This window comes from Desulfobotulus pelophilus (genome assembly GCF_026155325.1).
GTDB lineage: Bacteria > Desulfobacterota > Desulfobacteria > Desulfobacterales > ASO4-4 > Desulfobotulus > Desulfobotulus pelophilus.
This window is the reverse complement of the sequence record NZ_JAPFPW010000003.1, coordinates 178,842-198,049: the sequence shown is the minus strand read 5'-3', so window position 1 is coordinate 198,049 and position 19,208 is coordinate 178,842. Positions and strand designations below refer to the sequence as shown.

At 52.5% G+C, this 19,208-nt stretch carries 20 protein-coding genes; 11 read left to right on the top strand and 9 right to left on the bottom strand.

Annotation, left to right across the window (positions count from 1 at the left end):
- Window positions 1–198: 198 nt before the first annotated feature.
- The 9 genes from OOT00_RS04630 (at window position 199) to OOT00_RS04590 (ending at window position 10,348) form a co-directional block, all read left to right on the top strand.
- Window positions 199–3,435: a PAS domain S-box protein gene (locus OOT00_RS04630; RefSeq protein ID WP_265424125.1), complete on the top strand. Its 3,237-nt coding sequence runs from the start codon at window positions 199–201 to the stop codon at window positions 3,433–3,435.
- A gap of 54 nt (window positions 3,436–3,489) precedes the next feature.
- A complete protein-coding gene (locus OOT00_RS04625) occupies window positions 3,490–5,034 on the top strand; it encodes a methyl-accepting chemotaxis protein (protein WP_265424124.1) in 1,545 nt (514 codons plus the stop codon).
- A gap of 107 nt (window positions 5,035–5,141) precedes the next feature.
- Window positions 5,142–6,074, top strand: coding sequence for an ABC transporter substrate-binding protein (locus tag OOT00_RS04620; protein ID WP_265424123.1), 933 nt, complete (start codon window positions 5,142–5,144; stop codon window positions 6,072–6,074).
- Window positions 6,071–6,859, top strand: a complete 789-nt coding sequence (locus tag OOT00_RS04615) for an ABC transporter ATP-binding protein (protein ID WP_265424122.1) — start codon at window positions 6,071–6,073, stop codon at window positions 6,857–6,859. Before OOT00_RS04620 ends, OOT00_RS04615 begins: the two co-directional genes overlap by 4 nt.
- Window positions 6,856–7,620, top strand: coding sequence for an ABC transporter permease (locus tag OOT00_RS04610; protein WP_265424121.1), 765 nt, complete (start codon window positions 6,856–6,858; stop codon window positions 7,618–7,620). The genes OOT00_RS04615 and OOT00_RS04610 overlap by 4 nt, the downstream gene beginning before the upstream one ends.
- Window positions 7,617–8,501 (top strand): 1,4-dihydroxy-2-naphthoate polyprenyltransferase, encoded by an 885-nt coding sequence (locus tag OOT00_RS04605; protein ID WP_265424120.1) that lies wholly within the window; start codon window positions 7,617–7,619, stop codon window positions 8,499–8,501. Before OOT00_RS04610 ends, OOT00_RS04605 begins: the two co-directional genes overlap by 4 nt.
- A 111-nt stretch (window positions 8,502–8,612) precedes the next feature.
- Window positions 8,613–9,083: an HAD family hydrolase gene (locus OOT00_RS04600; RefSeq protein ID WP_265424119.1), complete on the top strand. Its 471-nt coding sequence runs from the start codon at window positions 8,613–8,615 to the stop codon at window positions 9,081–9,083.
- A gap of 12 nt (window positions 9,084–9,095) precedes the next feature.
- Entirely contained in the window at window positions 9,096–9,302 is a 207-nt protein-coding gene (locus tag OOT00_RS04595) for a hypothetical protein (RefSeq protein ID WP_265424118.1), read from the top strand.
- A 215-nt stretch (window positions 9,303–9,517) separates the two neighbouring features.
- Window positions 9,518–10,348: a nitroreductase family protein gene (locus OOT00_RS04590; RefSeq protein ID WP_265424117.1), complete on the top strand. Its 831-nt coding sequence runs from the start codon at window positions 9,518–9,520 to the stop codon at window positions 10,346–10,348.
- Between the two features lie 93 nt (window positions 10,349–10,441).
- Here OOT00_RS04590 and OOT00_RS04585 read toward each other — a convergent pair whose 3' ends face one another.
- The 7 genes from OOT00_RS04585 to OOT00_RS04555 all read right to left on the bottom strand — a co-directional run bounded on the left by OOT00_RS04585 (window position 10,442) and on the right by OOT00_RS04555 (window position 17,137).
- Window positions 10,442–11,683, bottom strand: a complete 1,242-nt coding sequence (locus tag OOT00_RS04585; protein WP_265424116.1) for a dicarboxylate/amino acid:cation symporter — start codon at window positions 11,681–11,683, stop codon at window positions 10,442–10,444.
- A 46-nt stretch (window positions 11,684–11,729) separates the two neighbouring features.
- Window positions 11,730–12,437 (bottom strand): cysteate racemase, encoded by a 708-nt coding sequence (gene cuyB, locus OOT00_RS04580; RefSeq protein ID WP_265424115.1) that lies wholly within the window; start codon window positions 12,435–12,437, stop codon window positions 11,730–11,732.
- A 78-nt stretch (window positions 12,438–12,515) separates the two neighbouring features.
- Window positions 12,516–13,532, bottom strand: coding sequence for a D-cysteate sulfo-lyase (cuyA, locus tag OOT00_RS04575; protein WP_265424114.1), 1,017 nt, complete (start codon window positions 13,530–13,532; stop codon window positions 12,516–12,518).
- A gap of 22 nt (window positions 13,533–13,554) precedes the next feature.
- Window positions 13,555–13,947, bottom strand: a complete 393-nt coding sequence (locus OOT00_RS04570) for a RidA family protein (RefSeq protein ID WP_265424113.1) — start codon at window positions 13,945–13,947, stop codon at window positions 13,555–13,557.
- 29 nt (window positions 13,948–13,976) lie between these two features.
- Window positions 13,977–14,639 carry a helix-turn-helix transcriptional regulator gene (locus tag OOT00_RS04565; protein WP_265424112.1) on the bottom strand — a complete coding sequence of 221 codons (663 nt, stop codon included), beginning with the start codon at window positions 14,637–14,639 and terminating at the stop codon, window positions 13,977–13,979.
- Window positions 14,640–14,853: 214 nt separating this feature from the next.
- A complete protein-coding gene (locus tag OOT00_RS04560; RefSeq protein WP_265424111.1) occupies window positions 14,854–16,272 on the bottom strand; it encodes a Na+/H+ antiporter NhaC family protein in 1,419 nt (472 codons plus the stop codon).
- Between the two features lie 391 nt (window positions 16,273–16,663).
- A complete protein-coding gene (locus tag OOT00_RS04555; RefSeq protein ID WP_265424110.1) occupies window positions 16,664–17,137 on the bottom strand; it encodes a rhodanese-like domain-containing protein in 474 nt (157 codons plus the stop codon).
- A 70-nt stretch (window positions 17,138–17,207) separates the two neighbouring features.
- Here OOT00_RS04555 and OOT00_RS16180 point away from each other — a divergent pair, with 70 nt between their 5' ends.
- Together OOT00_RS16180 and OOT00_RS04540 are read left to right on the top strand one after the other, a co-directional pair.
- Entirely contained in the window at window positions 17,208–17,915 is a 708-nt protein-coding gene (locus tag OOT00_RS16180; protein ID WP_268815281.1) for a DUF1573 domain-containing protein, read from the top strand.
- A gap of 10 nt (window positions 17,916–17,925) precedes the next feature.
- Window positions 17,926–18,552, top strand: a complete 627-nt coding sequence (locus OOT00_RS04540) for an HAD family hydrolase (protein WP_265424107.1) — start codon at window positions 17,926–17,928, stop codon at window positions 18,550–18,552.
- A 6-nt stretch (window positions 18,553–18,558) separates the two neighbouring features.
- On the opposite strand, the gene OOT00_RS04535 is transcribed toward OOT00_RS04540, so the two are convergent.
- A complete protein-coding gene (locus OOT00_RS04535) occupies window positions 18,559–18,801 on the bottom strand; it encodes a hypothetical protein (RefSeq protein ID WP_265424106.1) in 243 nt (80 codons plus the stop codon).
- Window positions 18,782–19,207, bottom strand: coding sequence for a CoA-binding protein (locus tag OOT00_RS04530; protein ID WP_265424105.1), 426 nt, complete (start codon window positions 19,205–19,207; stop codon window positions 18,782–18,784). Before OOT00_RS04530 ends, OOT00_RS04535 begins: the two co-directional genes overlap by 20 nt.
- Window position 19,208 lies beyond the last annotated feature (1 nt).

Genomic DNA, 19,208 nt, shown 5'->3' with positions numbered 1-19,208 from the left:
TATCCTTGCAAGAACCCAGAAGAATTACCATATCCGGATCCTTTGATCTATGGCTTTCTCCACTGCACGGAAAAAAAACACCCTGTCGCCAAAAAACAAAGGGAATGCTTTTTCTTTTACCCCTGCCATGGTAAGTAATAAGTTCTTATCATACATATCCAACCGGAATACCCGCAACCCCTTCTGCCAAGGAAAGCCATGATGTATCTGGACCTGGTCCTCAATCTTGCGCTTCTCATAGCCCTGAGTGTCCTTTCCGGCTTTATATCAAGACGCTGGCCCCGTACAGGCCTGCGCGGATCCTGGCTGCAGGGATGTCTCTTCGGAACTGCTGCCGTTATCGGCATGCTCAAGCCCCTTGTTCTCGGTCCGGGGCTCATTTTTGATGGCAGATCCCTCATGGTCAGCCTCTGCGCTCTGTTCTACGGCCCCCTTGCAGCTATGATTTCAGCACTCATGCCCATCCTTTGCCGCATACAACTGGGAGGTACGGGCACATTCACGGGTATTCTCGTGATTCTTTCTTCCATGGGAATCGGACTTTCAGGCTACTTCTATCTCACAACACGAAAAACCATTCCATCCACCACCTTTCTTTTCCTTTTCGGACTGGTGGTCCACCTTGTGATGCTGGGCCTCATGCTCACCCTTCCCAAAGAATCCATGTGGCTGGTCCTCCAGAAAATGGCCCTCCCTATCCTGCTCATCTACCCCGTTGCCACCCTTCTGGCAGGTAAGGTGCTCACGGAGCAGGAAGTCTCCGCCCAGTCCCTTTATGATCTTGAAAATGCCAAAAAAAATCTGGACACAACGCTGCAGTCCATTGGAGACGCCGTGATTGCCACCAACCTGAAGGGCCATATCACCTTCATGAATCCTGAGGCGGAAAAACTCACAGGCTGGACATCCCGGGATGCCATACCCAAACCCTTTACGGACATTGTTACCCTCATCCATACAAAAAACCGGGAACCGGTGCCTAACCCCGTGGGAAAAGTTCTTCTCAGCAAACAAACAGAAGGACTTGACCACCATACCATCCTGATCAGCAGGGATGGAACGGAACGACAGATCACAGACAGTGCCGCACCTATTTTTCAGGATAAGGAAATACTGAAAGGAGTGGTTTTTGTTTTTCGGGATGTAACGGAAGAGCATCTTGCCATGGAAAAACTCATGGCAAGTGAGGCACTCCTGCGCATGGCAGGACGAATGGCCCGAATGGGAGGCTGGTCTGTGGATATGGAGACAGACACCATCTTCTGGTCCGAAGAGGTGGCCCTTCTCCATGGAATGCCACCGGGATTCTGTCCCTCCCCTCAGGAAGGCATCCGCTTTTACGCACCAGAATGGCGGGAAAAAATCAAGGCTGTCTTCATGGCCTGCCAGACCCATGGCCTGCCCTATGATGAAGAAATGGAAATCATCAATGCCCGGGGAGAGCGGGTCTGGGTGCGCACCACAGGAGAAGCCATCCGGGACACCCACGGTAAAATTATACGCGTTCAGGGAGCTTTTCAGGATATCAGTGAGCACAAGAAAACAGAAAACGAGCTCAGCTCCCAGGCTCTTCTTCTCCGCGAGATGGGCAGTATTGCCCGGATCGGTGGCTGGGAGTTCGACCCGGATACGGGAAAAGGAAGCTGGACCCATGAAGTGGCGCGCATTCACGATCTGGATCCGGAAGAAACCACATTTCTTGAAAAAGGCCTGTCTTTTTATACGGAACAATCCCGCCAACGAATAGAAAAGGCCATCCGGAAAGCCCTTTCCCGTCAGCAGCCCTACGACCTCACCCTGGAAATGATCTCCGCAAAGGGAGCCCGGAAATGGGTCCGCACCATTGGTCAGCCCGTTGTACAGGACGGCCGGGTGGTTCAGCTGAGGGGAACCTTCCAGGACATCACCCTTCAAAAAGAATCCGAGGACGCCCTTCTGGCCAGTGAAGAAGATTATCGCAGGCTTTTTGAAGACCACTCAGCAGTCAAACTCATCCTTGACCCGGATACGGGGGCCATAGCCGATGCCAACCATGCCGCAGCCAATTATTACGGATGGTCCAGAGATGAACTGAAAGCCATGCACATGCACCAGATCCATATTCTTCCTGCTGAAAAAATGCGGGAAGATATGGAATCCGCGCAGCGCCAGAACCGGACTCATTTTGAATTCCAGCACCGGCGGTCTGACGGCAGCATCCGGGATGTAACCGTATTCGCAAGCCGTATACGCATCAAAAACAAAGACTATATTCACTCTATCATACAAGACATCAGCGAGAGAAAACGCCTTGAACATCAGTTACTGCAATCCCAAAAACTGGAATCCATTGGCAGGCTTGCAGGCGGTATTGCCCATGATTTCAACAACATGCTTGGAATCATCATCGGACACAGCGAACTCTTGGAAAAAAAGCTGGATCCTTCCAGCAACGAGGCGCAGGATCTTAAGGAAATCAAGGCAGCAGCCAACCGCTCCGCGAATTTGACCCGACAGCTTCTGGCCTTTGCCCGACAGCAGACCATCAATCCGCAGATTCTCAACCTCAATCAGGTAATTGAGGGGATGCTCAGGATGCTGCGCCGCCTTATCGGAGAAGGTATTGATCTTCGCTGGCACCCCGGTGACAATCTACGGGCCGTCAAAATGGACCCCAGCCAGGTGGATCAGATTCTTGCCAATCTTACCATCAATGCCAAAGACGCCATATCCGATATCGGGCTGATAACCATTGAAACAACCAACGTCCGCTTTGATGAAAGCTATTGCCAAACCCATGCTGATTTTCTGCCCGGAGACTATGTCATGCTGGCGGTGAGCGATGATGGCTGCGGCATCGAAAAGGAGATCATTCCCCATCTCTTTGAACCCTTTTTTACCACCAAGCCCCAAAATGAGGGAACGGGCCTCGGCCTTGCCATGGTCTATGGCATCATCCGTCAGAATCAGGGATTTATCAATGTGTACAGCGAACCGGGTCAGGGGAGCACCTTCCGCATCTACATCCCCGGAGAAAAGGATGCCATGTTGCCCAAAACCATGGTCCGGGAAAAACCAGCCCCCGGAGGAGAGGAGTGCATTCTTGTGGTGGAAGATGAACCCGCCCTTCTGCGACTGACCTCACGGATGCTGCAACAGCTTGGCTATACAACTCTTTCAGCGGCCGGTCCCGCGGAAGCCCTTATGCTGAGCCGGGATCATACAGGTCAGATTCATCTACTGCTTACGGATGTCGTTATGCCGGAAATGAACGGCAGGGATCTCGCAGAAAAACTGACCCAGCATTATCCCCAGATGAACTGTCTCTTCATGTCAGGGTATACGGCCAATGTCATTGCCCACCATGGTGTATTGAAGCCCGATGTCCAGTTCATACAGAAGCCTTTTTCCATCAAACAACTGGCAGAAAAAATCCGGACGGCCCTGGGCCAGTAACGGATTCTTACCCACATATTGCCAACACTTTCATTCTCTGTAAGGAGCCCGCCCATGGATACCATTCCTTCCCGTCCGGCCCCTTTTCATTCCATGCTGTTCCGCATCAGTGCCTTTGTGCTGATTCTTTCCACCGTACTTCTGGCTCTTCTGGGAAGCTGGCAGTATGCTGCCGCCAAAAAACGATTTGAGCAGAGTCTTGAAAAGGATGCGGATCTCATCATCGACAGGCTGGTGCAAACCCTGCGGGACCCTTTATATAATATTGATATGATCCAGGTGAATGCCACCCTGCACTCTGAAATGAAAGACACCCGGATTCTTGCCATCGGCCTGAAAGAACCGGAGCTCAAAGAAGGCTATCTTGTCTGTATCGGCCGAAACCCCAAGGGAGCATCCATCCCTGTGGACCGCCTTCCTGAATCAAAGAATTTCATGCGGGAACGGGGCGTTATCCATAATGGCGAGCTCATGGGTGAAGTCACCCTGCTGCTGGACCCCGCCTTTTTTCAGGATGGTCTCAGACAGATCATCCAGGACCTTGTGCTGATTGTACTGATTCTCGACCTGCTCCTTTTCATCACCCTTGTTTTCACTTTGCGAAAAATAGTAGTACTTCCCTTGCATAAGCTCATTGCGGCGGTGCAGGATGTGGCCCAGGGAGAAGGAGACCTCACCCGTCGTATTCCTGTGGAGGCAAAGGACGAAATGGGCATTCTGTCCCGATGGATGAATACCTTTGTGGACTCCCTCGAGATCAAGGCCAAGCTGGCCCGTAAAGTAGCTGACGGGGATCTCACCATAAGCGTACCCATTTTATCGGATCAGGATACTCTGGGTCAGGCCCTGTCCACCATGGTCCGCAGGCTTGCCAGGGCAGCTTCGGAAGTTCGCTTTGCCGCCCGCCACAGTGTGGAGGCAAGCCGGGATGTTTTCACCATATCTGCCCGCCTCAATGAGGGAACCCTGAAACAGGCCAGAGCAGCGGAACATCTGGCCACCCGTATGCGAGAAATCAGCCTCGCCGTTTCCCGCAACCTGGCTACGGCCAGAAACACGGAGGACGCGGCCTTTAAGGCCGCAACCAAGGCCGATGCCAGCGGAAAAGCAGTGGAAGACGCCTCCCGTGCCATGAACGACATCATTCAGCGCATCGGTATTGTGGAAGAAATTGCCCGCCAGACCCATCTCCTTGCCCTGAATGCTGCCATTGAAGCGGCCCGCGCAGGAGACCATGGCCGTGGCTTTGCCGTGGTTGCCGATGAAATCCGGAAACTGGCAGAAAAAAGCCGGGAGTCCACCCTTGCCATCGGGAAGGTGGCAAGGGATGGCAGCACCGTTGCACGGGATGCCAGAGAGCACCTTCAGGCACTGATTCCCGAAATCAGAAGCAATGCGGACAGGGTCAAAGAAATCCGTGCAGCCAGCGATGAACAGGCCGATGCCATTGGGCAGGCCACAAAATTTCTGGGTGGACTGGAAACGGTGGTGCAGGAAAATGCCAAATCTGCCGAACAGATGGCCCTTGCCTCCCAGTCCCTTAACCGTATTGCGGATCAGCTGGAAAGTCAGGTGCAGTCTCTGCAGATAAAAGAATAGGGTGTTTCCCTTTTTGGCGGGCTTGTTGACAGCAAAGGAGCTTTTGCCTATGTATGGCCTGATCGGGCAGATTATCCGCTGCTTCACACACCCGGAGTCTTGACTTCATGCGCTTTTTTTCCATATTTTTCATTTTTATATTCTGTACCACCGCCCATACCACCCCTTTACGGGTTGCCCTGCTGCCCATTCCCGATGCCCTTCCCTTTCATGTGGCGGAAGCCAGAGGCTACTTCAGGGAAACAGGCGTGGAGGTAGAAGCCATTTCCGTTGCCAGCGCCCTGGAAAGGGATCAGCTCATGCAGGCGGGCAGAATTCACGGCATGATCAATGAAATGGCAGGAACAGCCCTTTTCAACCGGGATCAAACCCGTATGCAGGTGCTTCAGATTGCAAGGCGTCCCATGGGAAACTCCCCTCTTTTCCGTATTCTTGCCAGCCCGGGAAGCCAGCACAGCAACCTTAGGGAACTCAAAGATGTTCCCATCGGCATCAGCCGCCATACCATTATTGAATACCTGACAGATCGCATGCTCAGCCATGCAGGTCTTCAGCCGGAAGAAATCCGTAAACGCTCTGTGCCATCCATCCCCGAACGGTTTCAACTCCTGATGCAGGGCCGTCTTGAAGCCGCTGTTATGCCTGATCCTCTGGCTTTCAGTGCCATGCAGCAAGGTGCCAGAGAGCTGGCCAATGACCTGACCAGCACCTTCGCCAGTGCCAGCGTCATCAGTTTCGACAGCCGGACTGTCCGCGAGGAAAGGGAGAAAGTCCGGACCTTTCTGAATGCATGGAACCGGGCTGCCATGGATATCAATGAGAATCCCGAAGCCTTCCGGGACATCTTTCTGATCAGCGTGCGTACCCCTGCGGACATACGCCAGACCTTTCCCATCCCCCCTTTCCCCGTTGCCGAAATCCCTTCTCAAGAGCAGTGGGATGATATGATGAACTGGATGGTGAGCCGGAGTCTCCTTCTCACTCCCCTCCGCTATCACGACAATGTTTCTGACCTCCAGCAGGAAGAGCCCCTGCCATGAGCATGGTTCATATCCGTCATCTCTCCTTCGGGTATCCGGGAAAGCCACTTTTATTTGACAACTTCTCCCTCGAAATCGAGAAGGGAGAATCCTGGGTTATCATCGGCCCCTCCGGCTGCGGGAAATCCACCCTTCTCTCCCTTATGGCTGGCCTGAAAAGACCCCGGCAGGGAAGCATTGAAGTGGAAGGGAAACAGCTGCAGCGCCCCCGTCCCGAAAGTGGACTTGTTTTTCAGGACCATGGGCTGCTGCCATGGGCCACCATACGGGCCAATGTTTCTCTGGGCCTCCGAATCCGGCGTTTTTACGGCTCAGACGGTCGCCACACACCTGCAAAATGGCAAAATGGCAATGAAAAACCCCAGGCAGAAACCATGGATCTTTGGTTACAGCGCCTGGGACTTGCGGGCAAGGAACATTGTTATCCGGCCCAACTCTCAAGGGGCCAGCGCCAGAGAGCCGCCATTGCCCGCACACTGCTCATGGAACCGGATCTTCTTCTGATGGATGAACCTTTTTCCGCTCTGGATCCTCCCATTCGGGAAGAGCTGCAGGAGCTCATGGCAGGCCTCGGCCGGACTCAGGCCATAACCCGCATAACCGTAACCCATGACATCCCTGAAGCCGTCATTCTGGGAGAAAAAATTCTTGTGACCACACTGAAGGTAAACAGAGCTCCCACCATTCTGGCAAACCCCCTTGCCAAAGATGAAAAACCCAGAAATCATTATGGTTTCAACAAAATGTGCCAGAGAGTACGACAAGCCATGGGGGAAAGTACATGAAAGCGTCACGGTCTGGTATTCTGGACCCACTGCTGGGGCTGATCACCCTTCTGCTGTTCTGGCAGCTGGCAGCCCTGGCCATGGGAAAACCCATCCTTCCCGGTCCTGCCACCGTGCTTCCGCTGTTTTTTCAAAACCTTTTCGGTGATCTGGGCCTTCATTTTCTGGCCAGTGCGGCAAGGGTGATACTGGCCATTGTCATGGCCGTATGCACGGCGGCTCCTCTGGGACTCATCCTCGGCCAGGCCCCGAGAATCAATGCACTTTTTTCACCGGTGATCACCATTTTATACCCCGTACCCAAAATCGTTTTTCTCCCTGTCATCTATGTGCTCATGGGTATCAGTGATATTTCCAAAATATTTCTCATTTCCCTCATTCTTTTTTTTCAGATTCTGGTGGTGGTGAGAGATGAGGCAGCCAGCCTGACCCCGGAGCTCATTGCTTCCGTCCGGTCCCTCGGCGCCGGGAGAAGAGCCCTTTTCCGTTTTGTCTATCTGCCCGCTACCCTGCCCGCCATTCTCACGGCACTGAGGGTTTCCGTGGGAACAGCCGTTGCCGTCCTTTTCATTGCGGAACAGGCCCTTACCCAGTGGGGACTGGGCTATTACATTGTTGTGGAAACCTACCAGATTCTTCTCTACCCGGAAATGTACACAGGTATTCTGGCCATGGGACTGATGGGAAGTCTGCTGTACGGCCTGATCCGTATCATTGAAAGAAAACTGGCTCCCCATCTTTTCATCAAGGACATGGAATGAACACCCTTTCACAAAAAGAAGCCTGGATACTGGCCACCCGGCCCCAAACCCTGCCCGCAGCCCTGGGGCCTGTCATTCTGGGCATGGCAGCGGCCGCCAGCATGGGAAAATTCCATCTTCTTTCGGGTCTTCTTGCTCTGGTCACAGCCCTTCTGCTACAGATTGCCGTGAACCTTGCCAATGATTATTTCGATGCAAAGGCAGGCCATGATAATGACAGGCGTATCGGCCCCCTGCGGGTTACCCAGAGTGGTCTCATTGAGGGGAAAAAAGTACTGCTGGCCATGGCTCTTTGCATGATACTGGCCTCTTTTTCCGGATCATACCTCATTTACCGCGGAGGCATTCCCGCTCTTTTCATAGCTTTTTTTTCCCTTATGGGCGTTCTGACCTACTCCGCAGGCCCCTTTCCCATGACTGAAAAAGGACTGGGTGAAGCCGCCGCTTTTCTCTTTTTCGGACCCGTTGCGGTCTGCGGTACCACATGGGTCATGGCACTGACCTTTTCCCCCACAGCCCTTCTGGCCTCCCTGCCCGCGGGCATGCTCATTGCCGCCATTTTATCCGTAAACAACATACGGGACATTGAAGGCGATGCCGCTTCCGGCAAAAGAACCCTTGCCGTACGTATAGGCCCCATGGCCAGCCGCTATTGTTTTACAGGCCTTGTGGCAGGCGCCTATCTCTTCCCCCTCATCATAGCCATCAGAAGCAATATCTGGATGCTTCTGGCAATGATCTCTTTTCCCAAGGCCATTGTAGTCATCCAGTCCCTGTGGCATATGGATGGACGTCTTTTAAATGAAGTTCTCGCCCATACGGCCAGGCTATCCTTTTTCTTCTGCCTGCTTTACGCAGCAGCACTGGTGATCGGACCGTAAGAAGGAAAAAACCGTTCCGCAGAGCCGTGCACAGATACAATCGGCTTTAACCAAACGGATACCCTTACCCCGGCTTCTTTACGTGAAACCGGTCATATCCAAGGAAACCCTATGCTTGTCTTTGATATTCCCGGATTCGGAAAAGTGGAAGCACAGCACCTTGTTCTTGATTACAACGGAACCCTGGCCGAAAACGGACAACTCCTTGATGGAGTTACCAGTCGCCTGGATCAGCTGGCAAAACGGCTCAGCATTCATGTCATTACTGCCGATACCTTCGGCTCTGTGGCAAAGGCCCTTACAGGACTTCCCCTCCACATCGTTACCATCCCGCCCGGGAATCAGGGGGTGGCCAAAAAAAACTATGTGGAAAGCCTTGGACAAGCCCAGGTCGTTGCCATGGGCAACGGCCGTAATGATGCTCTGATGCTGGAAAAAGCCCGCATCGGCGTCGCCATTCTCATGAAAGAAGGTGCATGCAGTCAGGCTCTGATGAATGCTGATCTTATCAGCCTTCATATATGTGATGCCCTGGACCTTCTGCTGAACCCTCTGGGCCTGACGGCAACCCTGAGAGAATGAAAGGATGACTCCATGATCCCCCGCCTTTTCATGCTTGCTGCCCTTGTATGCCTTATCCTTGCCCTGCTCACACTGACTCCCTGGGCTTCCGCTTCCAAAGAATGTCTTTTCGGCTACAAGGCCTATTGCTCCTTCACACCGGGAAGCACCTTCATTCTCGGTATGATGGCCTATATTTTCCATGACATGGCCCGCAAAATGAAACACCGGCAGGAATAGGTCCTTCCGGGGAGGCTGTGCTGCCGCCCCCTCTGCCATGCTGAAGCCTTGACTCCTGCCGTATCCCTGTGTCATTTTCCAGAGATACGTGGACGAACCCGCAACTGTGCCCCTTTCCACCTCAAACGGCAGCAGAGATTCTTGCAGGTCAAAACCATTATACAAACATTCCATTCAATCCTTTACATCCCCGCCTCCCGGCAGGAAGGAGCCCCATGACAGCAGCATTCGTTACCATTGACCCGGACCGATGCAACAAGGACGGCATTTGTGCAGCAGAATGTCCCGTAAAGATTTTAGGTTTCCCTGGCAAAGGAGAAATGCCCGCCCTTGTGAAAGGAGGAGAAGTCCTCTGTATTCGCTGCGGACACTGCGTTTCTGTCTGCCCCACGGCAGCCATCCGTCTTGAATTTCTGACTCCGAAAGACTGTACCCCCGTGGATACCCATCTGCTGCCCGATGAAAAGGCCACAAGGCATCTGCTTGCCACCCGCCGGTCCATCCGCAATTACAAAAAAGAGCCTGTGGACAAAAGCCGCCTTGAAGAGCTGGTTCAGACGGCAAGCTGTGCGCCAACGGGCCATAACAGCCGCTCTGTTCAATGGCTCATCATTCACGACACGGATGAGGTACGTCGCCTTACTGCCATGGTGGCAGACTGGATGCGCTACATGATCAAAGAGCAACCTGCCATGGCCAGGGCATTTCATCTGGAAGAAACGGTGGCAGGCTTTGATCTCGGTCTGGATGTGATCTGCAGAGATGCTCCGCACATTGTGGTGGCCTGTGCCCACAAGGCGGCTCCAACAGCAGCCATTGACTGCGCAACGGCCCTGGCGTACCTGGAAGTAGCCGCTCCTTCCATGGGTCTGGGTACCTGCTGGGCCGGCTTTTTCAACATAGCGGCCACCTTCTGGCCCCCACTGAAAGAGGCGCTGAATCTGCCCAAGGGCGTCAGCAACCATGGTGCCGTACTTGTGGGAGTACCCCGTTTCCGCTACCACCGCATTCCTCCCAGACAGGCAGCCGCCATCACCTGGAAATAACCGCTCCACATCACCATAAAAAAAAGATCCGGGGAAACCACTGTTTTCCCGGATCTTTTCTATTCTATGGATGGGACATACCGAAAGGGCATTTCAACCGATACTGCCGTCTCCAACGGGCTCCAGGTCCAGATCCCCTTCAAGACGGGAAACAACCACAGCGCCGGTGGCATCACCCATCACATTCAGCGTTGTCCGGGCCATGTCCAGAATTCTGTCCACCCCGGCCACAAGAGCGATACCTTCCATGGGCAACTGAACCTGCGTAAACACCATGGTCATCACCACCAGAGCCGCCGAAGGAACGCCCACGGAGCCGATGGAAGCCAGAATGGCTATCAGAAGAATGCTGAGCTGAGAAGCAAAGCTCAGTTCAATCCCGTAAATCTGTGCCACAAATACCGCTGCCAGCCCCAGATAGATAGCCGCACCATCCATATTGATGGTGGTACCCAGCGGTATGGTAAAGCTTGAAATCTGCCTGGGAACACCGAGTTTTTCCGTAGCAGCCATGTTGGCAGGCAAAGCGGCCGCACTGGAACAGGTGGAAAAGGCTATCAACAGAGGCTGGCTCATCACTTTAAAGAACGTTACAAGGGGAAACTTGCCCGCACCTTTCAGAAGAGGCAGGTAGACCACACACACATGAATCAGCGCGGCAACATACATGAGAACGATGAGTTTCATGAGCGGCAGCAAAACTTCTATACCGCTGTTACCAACCGTATAGGCTATCAGGGCACAGACCCCATAGGGAGCATAGTGCATGACAGCTGCCGTAATGCGAATCATCACCTCATTGCCCACTTCAAATATTTTCAAAAGGGGCTTTCCCGTTTCGCCCAGGCTGGACAGGGCAAAACCAAAAAAAATAGCAAAGAAAATAATCTGCAGCAGCTTCCCCTCTGCCAGTGCCTGAACAGGGTTGAGAGGAACAATATTCAGAAAAGTCTCCAGCGTTCCAGGCGGTGTCACCTCCCTTGCCTTCAACCCTTCCAGGGAAAGGGTGAGGCCTGCTCCGGGCTGGAATACATTGGCAATAATGAGGCCAATGAAAACAGCAATGGCTGTGGTTCCTACATAATAAATAATGGTTTTTACGGAAACCCGGCCAAGCTTACTCAGATCCCCCATGCTGGCGGCACCCGCCACCAGTGAAATGAACACAAGGGGCACAACAATCATACGAATCAGACGAATAAAAATATCACCAAAGGGTTTTACCCATGCGATATCCCAACCGCCCATCTGAAAAATGAAACCCAGCAGAATACCTGCGGCAAAACCAATACCCATTTTTGCCGGCAGGCTCATTTTTTTCTTTTCTTCTGCCATCCCTAACCTCCTGTCCGTTCGTTAATCGGTCTGCAGACCTATTCAATCAGGTGCAATCCGTTTTCACCTTTTTCACGATGGCTTCAGCCAGTATCTGCGATGCATCCAGCAAAGGCACTTTCACTGCCAGACTTTCTGAAATAACAGAAAGCTCCGTGCAGGCCACCAGCAGCAGTTCTGCCCCCTCTCCCACAAGGCTGTCGGCTGTTTCCTGCAAAATCAGACGGACCTCCTCTCCGTATACACTGGTTTTGATTCTCCGGATGGCTCCCATGAGCCCTTTCTGGACCGCCGGAGGAGGAGCCAGCATCTCTACCCCTTCTGCGGCAAAGCTCTGCTCATAAAGCTCCAGATTCAAAACTGCCGTGGACGCCATCAGGCCCACTTTTTTCAAATTTTTATTCCGGATGAGGCAGGCCTCCACCGCCATATCCACCATATTCAGAACAGGTATGGATACGGCCTCCCGTATATCGCTATAATAGTGATGTGCCGTGTTGCAGGGCATGGCGAGAAAATCCACCCCCCATGCCGCCAGCTTCTGCGCCATTTCCCGCAGACAGGGGGCAGGACTTTCTCCCCCGCCTTCGATCAGGGCACGGATTCGCGAAGGCACTTTGGGGTTGTTGTCCACAAGCATCCGAATATGATCCCTGTCATCTGCAGCAGAAGTAGCCCGTATGACCCTTGCCATCAGATCCACCGTGGCCTCCGGCCCCATACCGCCAATAATACCCACCACTTTTTCTCCCATGGCCACCTCTTTTCTGTCCCTTAAAAAAAATCCCGGAAAACTTGCTGTTTAATGCGAAGCTTTCCGGGATCCTCTTTTTCACTCTGCCACTTCTTCCAGCCCAAGGATGGGTCTTGTGTAAGCATACAATGCCGGCGAGCCTCCCGTATGCACATACAAAACATTTTCACCTTTTTTAAAGTAACCTTTACGGCAGAGACCGATGAGACCGGCAACGGCCTTGCCCGTGTAGACGGGGTCAAGCAGTATGCCTTCAGTTCTGGCCATCATGGTTACCGCCTCCACCATCTTCGCATTGGGCACGGAATACTTTGGCCTCCAGTAATCGCCGAAGGTGACAACGGACTCCCTGGAAATATCCTGCTTCATTCCCAGTCTCTCGGCCGTTTCCAGAGCGACCTGGTGCACAATGGGATCCTGATCTTCGGGATCACGGCTCACCCCAACACCCACAACAGGAATATTCAGGTTGCAGCCAATAAAACCCGTCAGCAGGCCCGCGTGAGTTCCAGAAGAACCCGAAGCCACGCAAAGCTGATGGATGTCAAGTCCCTTTTCAAACAACTGCTGCTGAATCTCCTGTGCACAGGCCACGTAACCCGTGGCACCAATGGCATTGGAACCGCCACCGGGAATCACATAGCCCCTGCGGCCATCCGCTGCCAGCTCTTCCGCCACCTTACCCATGGCTTCCGCCATGTTGGTTCCCGCCGGCACAACCGTAATTTTTTCAACGCCCAGAAGGTTAAACAGAAAGTTATTGCCGGAAGCTTCAGGATTGTAAGATCCGGGCACCCTTTCCTCCAGAACCAGGCGGCACTTCAGCCCCTCTTTCACGGCCGCAGCCAGGGTAAGGCGGCAGTGGTTGGACTGAACAGCTCCACAGGTAATAAGAGTATCGGCTCCCTGGGCCATGGCATCGGCCACAAGAAACTCCAGCTTTCGGGTCTTGTTGCCCCCGGATGTCAAGCCAAGAAGATCATCTCTCTTAATATAAATGTTGGGACCACCCACTGCTTCCGTAAAACGGGGCAGAAATTCCAGAGGAGTATGACCTTCGGTGTAACGACGGCGGGGAAATCGGGATAGATTCATCAACAGTTCTCCTTCTTTTACGTTAACGGGCAAGAATCGCTTCTATTTCGATACGGGCATTTTTGGGCAGGGCTGCCACCTGAACAGCGGATCGTGCAGGTAGAATCTTATCAAAATGCCGTGTATAGACTTCATTCACTGCCGCAAAATCATTCATATCCGTTAAAAAAACTGTCACCTTAACAGCCCGGTTCAATTCCGTTCCTGCAGCCCTGGCTATGGCCGAAAGGTTTTTCAGGCACTGATGGGTATGGGCGGCCACATCGCCTTCAACAAAATCACCCGTTGCAGGGTCCAGGGGCAACTGGCCGGAGATAAAAACCAGGCCTCCGGCTGTTACGGCCTGAGAATAGGGACCGATGGCCGCAGGAGCTTCCTCGGAACAAACAGACTCCGGTACAAATTGATCTTTCATGATTTCCCTTTCGGATCATTGCCTGCCGATCAAATACGCTGCATATCCTTTTCCGCCTGCATTCTTTTCAAATAATTGTATACCGTATATTTTGAAACACCCATGAGCAGAGCCACCTGATCAATGCCCCCCTTGATTTTGAATACACCGCTGGCATCCAGCTCCTTTACGGTTTCAATCCGCTCTTCCATGGTCATGGTGGCCGACTGTTTGCCAATTTTAGCTTCTGCCTGCTCAAAAAGGGTCTCTATGGTTTCCACAATGGAACCGGAAAAGGTTTCCATCTTCTCCTGCCCGCCTATGCCCGGAAAAAGCCCGGTAAACATTTCAAGGGCATGAACGGCATTGCTGTAATCCGTTGTGTCAAAATTGATACAAAAGGCCCCAATCACCTCGTTACGGCTGTCCCGGATAAAAACCGTACTGGACTTCAGCGTCCGGCCATCACGGCTGGTAGTTTTATAGTTGTGCCGGTCTTTTGCCTCCGATCCTTCCCTGTACAGTGCTTTCAAGACCAGATCCGTTACCGGACCTCCCACTTTGCGTCCCGTAACACTGCCACTGATATGGCGAATGGACTGACGGGGCTCGGACAGATCATGCAACACCACTTCAAAATTTTTTGGAAACATAGCCGTAAAAGCCTCTGCAATCTGTATGAGCATTTTAAAGAGGTATTCTTTCTCATCCATTTTTTTCATTTCCTTTCCACACTGTTTCCGTACAAAATATTTACTTTTCCGGGGACAAAGTCAACAAATTTTTGTTGAAGTATTACAAAAAATTTAAAGCAACCCTTATCCATCCCGCTCAGAATAAAGGGCCTTCCTCTTTTACACAACAGAAAGGGTGATCGCCTTCCGGTGACCACCCCCAAACAACCCACCCACTACCTGTACCAACCAATCAGATGAGGTCCTCTTCTGATTCGTCACTTCGATATTTTCGATTCCAACCCGTAAAAACGGAAAAAAGCAACACGGCCAGCAAAGCCCATGAGTAGGGATTATAAAGGGCAGAGCTGATGGGAGGAGCTGCAATGCCATAAGCCTCAGAGGAGCTTATTATGGCAGCATACCAGGCAGCCACAACGATATGCCATGGCAGGGTGAAAAAAACCGTGCATACGGCACAGTCCATGAGATTGGCACGCCGCGCAGCGGCCAGCTCAAACTTTTCCCCCATGGGCCGCACAAGGGATGGCCCCACAAGGAGCTCAGCGGGCGCATTGGCCGAAATGGGTATGGATGCGAGAATGGTAACGCCAACAATAAAAAGCTCCGCCTGCCGTACCGAACTTACCACCGCCTGCTCCGCAAAGCGCAGGATACGCTTCATGATACCGCTCTCTATCAAAATCTGTGTAACGGCAAGAATCAGAATGGCAAAAATAATCGCCCCCACCACGCCATTGATGCCATCCTCTATCAGGCCCGTTGAAACACCCCGTTTCGATGGTATGCTGAAAATGGCAGAGAGGGTTGTACTGCCTGTCATCATTCCGATTACCGCAGCCGCCAGATTGCCATAAATTAAAGACTCCACAATATGACGCTTCATAAGGGCCGACACCACCACAACAACCAGAGCCATCAGCATCAGAGCTCCAAAAGGATCCATCTGCGCCTCTATTTCCGGCAGGGGATGAATATGGCCCCCTCCTCCAAAAACAAGAAAAATTACCCCGGCAATGGATGCGGCTGCCATGGCCAGAGGAAAACGGCTTCTGACAACATTGCGCATAGTCGCACCCTGTGTATAGGCTGAGACGATGGTCGTATCGGATACCGGCGCAAGATTATCCCCGAAGGCAGCACCCGACAATATGGCCAGCCCCAGCATGACAGGATCCGCACCCAGAAAATAACCAGCTGGATATAAAACAGGGGTCAGAGCTATACAGGTTCCCGTACTGGTTCCCGTACCCAGAGCAAACAGCATGGCGGAAAGAAACACCATCAGCGTAAAGACTGACTCCTGAGCACCCGTTGTCATGCCCAGCCACAACAGCCCCTTAACCAGCCCACCGGCCACCATCAGCTTTCCAAAAACACCGGCAAAAAGCCAGGCTGTAACAATAACAATGCCCGTATCATTACCGATACCACGCATGGCTGCACGGCAGTACTCTCCCTTGTCTCTGGCAAAAAACAGCCCTATGGCAAGGGCCAGCCAGGCACAAGCCCAGAAAGGTTTCGTTCCTCCCCTCTCTGCCACGGAAAGCCACACAAGACCAACCATGAGGATAAACAGGGGAATCATCCCTCCGGCTATCCCTCCCCTCATCTCAAGACGCGCTTCTGTCATTTCCTTTATATCAGCCATTTTCTGCCTCCTCTGGTTAAGGAAAAACACGGGAATATCTGGAGAAAAGATGAGTCTTCATCTCTTCATGAATCCCTGGAAACCGCCGATTACAGTCTCTCTCCTCCGCACATACACTGGAGATGGGAATCGTGGAATGGATGTAACTGAATACCTAGCCGGTCAGAAAAACAGCGTCAACAATTTTTTGTTTAACATTTAAAAAATTTTAAGACTCCGACCCAACCGCCTACTATAAAAGGAAAAAAACGGGATTAAAAAACAATAAAAATGCCTGCAACCTGGTCTTTCAATCCAGATTACAGGCATCATCGGCCTGCTTGCTGCCGCTTCTGTCTTCTACGTGCATTCAACAGGATATGAATCTACTGATGCAGCCTATCATGCCGGTTCACAACAGGTCTGCAGAGGCCTTCTTCCCGGTAAAATAGCCTGTCACCCCCATTTCAAGAACCCATATTCTCCATCCGATTCCCTCTTTTTGCAAAATCTCCCTCGCCCGCCTGCTCCGGTTGTGGGTATTGCATATGAGAACCATGGTCTCCATATCTTCGCGGGCTTTCAGCAACTTTCCCACATGGCCTGCATGTGTTTCAAGATAGGACAAAGGAATGTTCACCGAACCCGGTATATGAGCCCGCCGGAACTCCGCCACCTCCCGCACATCCATGAGCAGAACCCCGGGCATCTCCGCTTCCATCAGATTTCGCAGGGATTGCTGGGAAATCCAGAAATCCTCCGATGGCTGCGTACAGGAAAGGCTGGGCATTAAAATCAGTATAGCCATAAGAAACCAGAACAAGGGCACGGAAAGCTCCCTTCCCATCCTGTGATACCCCCTCCATGCATTGCGTTTTCTTGACATTCCAGACATCCCTTCACTAAGATACGCAGATTTTATGCAAAGACCCCACATGGAAGAGGAGGCATCCATCTTGATAACCAGATTCCAGATTCGGACAACAGGCTTTGCCATCTTCCTGCTGTTTGCCCCGCTCTTTCTTTATGCCAATCCCGTGCTTTATGTTCCTCAGGCAAGCCATACCTTTGAAACGCTTCCCGAGGGCAGCACCATCCAGCACAGATTCCTCCTGAAGAATACCGGCAGCAGTGAACTGCGCATACTTCGGGTCGACCCCGGCTGAGGCTGCTCCGTTGCCTCTTTTACGGGGCGCATCCCTCCCGGCGGAGAGGGACACCTTGATGTCCGTATACAAACGCTAGGCTATGCGGACAGAACCCTTGTACAGATCATACCCGTTCAGACCAATGTTCCGGGCCAAAAAGAAATTCGCCTTGAAATCCGAGGATTCATCCAGTCTTTTGCAAAGATGGAACCACCCCTTATCCGACTTCAGGGCAGCCCCGACGCAACCATCTCCCGTGACCTTACACTGACACCCTTTACAGAATACCCCTTTACGGTAAAGAGTATCCGTGCTCTCAGAGGTGAGGATTTTCAATTCTCCATTACACCTTTGAAAGATGGCCGTCCCGGTTATCTCATTCAGACGCACAATACCCGAAAAGAAGCGGGCAGGTATTTCGACACCCTGGTGCTTACGATTGACAGCCCCATACGGGAAGAACTCAGAATCCGGGTACTGGGAGACATCCGCCCTGCATCCGAAAAACAGCCCTGACAGGAAAACCATGATACAGTTCAGAAATATCCAGGCCGTTGCCTTTGACTGTGACGGAGTGATGATCAACTCCACGGAAGCCAACCGAACCTATTATAACACCCAGCTTCAGGCCTTCGGCCTGGATCCCATGACAGATGCGGACTTTCACCATGTCCACATGCACACCGCGTCCGAAGCTATCCGGCACCTTTTTGAGGGACGGGTTCCTCTGGATCAGGTGAAAGAAAATCTGCAGCATTTTCACTATCCGGACCTCTTCCCCCTCATGATTGAGGAGCCCCACCTGAGAAAACTGCTGAAAAACCTTCGGCCACACTACAGAACCGCCGTGGCCACCAACCGCTCCAACACCCTACGGCCTCTGCTCGATTATTTTGATCTTACGAAGTATTTTGACAAACTGATCACATCCATGGATGTGGTCAGGCCCAAACCCCATCCGGACATGCTCACCGCCCTTGTAAAGCACTTCGGCCTTTCTCCTGAGAACCTTCTTTACATCGGAGACTCACCTCTGGATGCCCGGGCCGCTTCGGAAGCAGGCTGCCATTTTATCGGCTATGGTGCAGAAGATCTGGGAGCCGAACTCCACATTCAGACCCTTGACAGGCTGCATGATTTTCTTTCTCCCTGAGACATCCTACTGATTGCCGAAACCATTCTGATCTCCGCAATCCGGGCAGACCCAGGTGATACCGTTACAGGAAAGCCCCCAGAAATTCTCGTCCATACAGGTCTGGCAGATCCGCAAGCCACAGCGGCAATGCCACACGAAAGGAGCTGTTGCACGACACCAGTGGCAGGGTTCCATGCGTGCCTTTTTACGACGTTCCCGGTATCCGGTACCCTGGCCCGGCTTTCTTTCATCTACAGAGTCTGGCATGTTCCACCTTAATACATTTATCCATAATCACATCCATACCGGCCTCGGTAAGCCTTGCCGCAGCCTCCCCGTTCTCAACCCCCAGCTGCATCCAGACTACTCTGGGCTGCAGGGCAATGGCCGCGTCCACATGCCCTGCCACATCTTCTGACTTCCGGAATATGTCCAGGATATCCACCGATCCCTTTACAAGGTCCTCGATTGTTTCCTCAACGGCCAACCCCAGTATTTCACCCCCGGCCGGGTTCACGGGAATCACTTCATACCCCGCATCCAGAAGATACCGCCCTACTTTATTGGAATCCCTCTCCGCCCTGGGGCTCATACCCAGTACGGCTATGCTCTTTGTTTCCTGCAGAGCCTTGCGGATATCCGCATCCTGTTCCAAAATACGTCCCTTACGCATG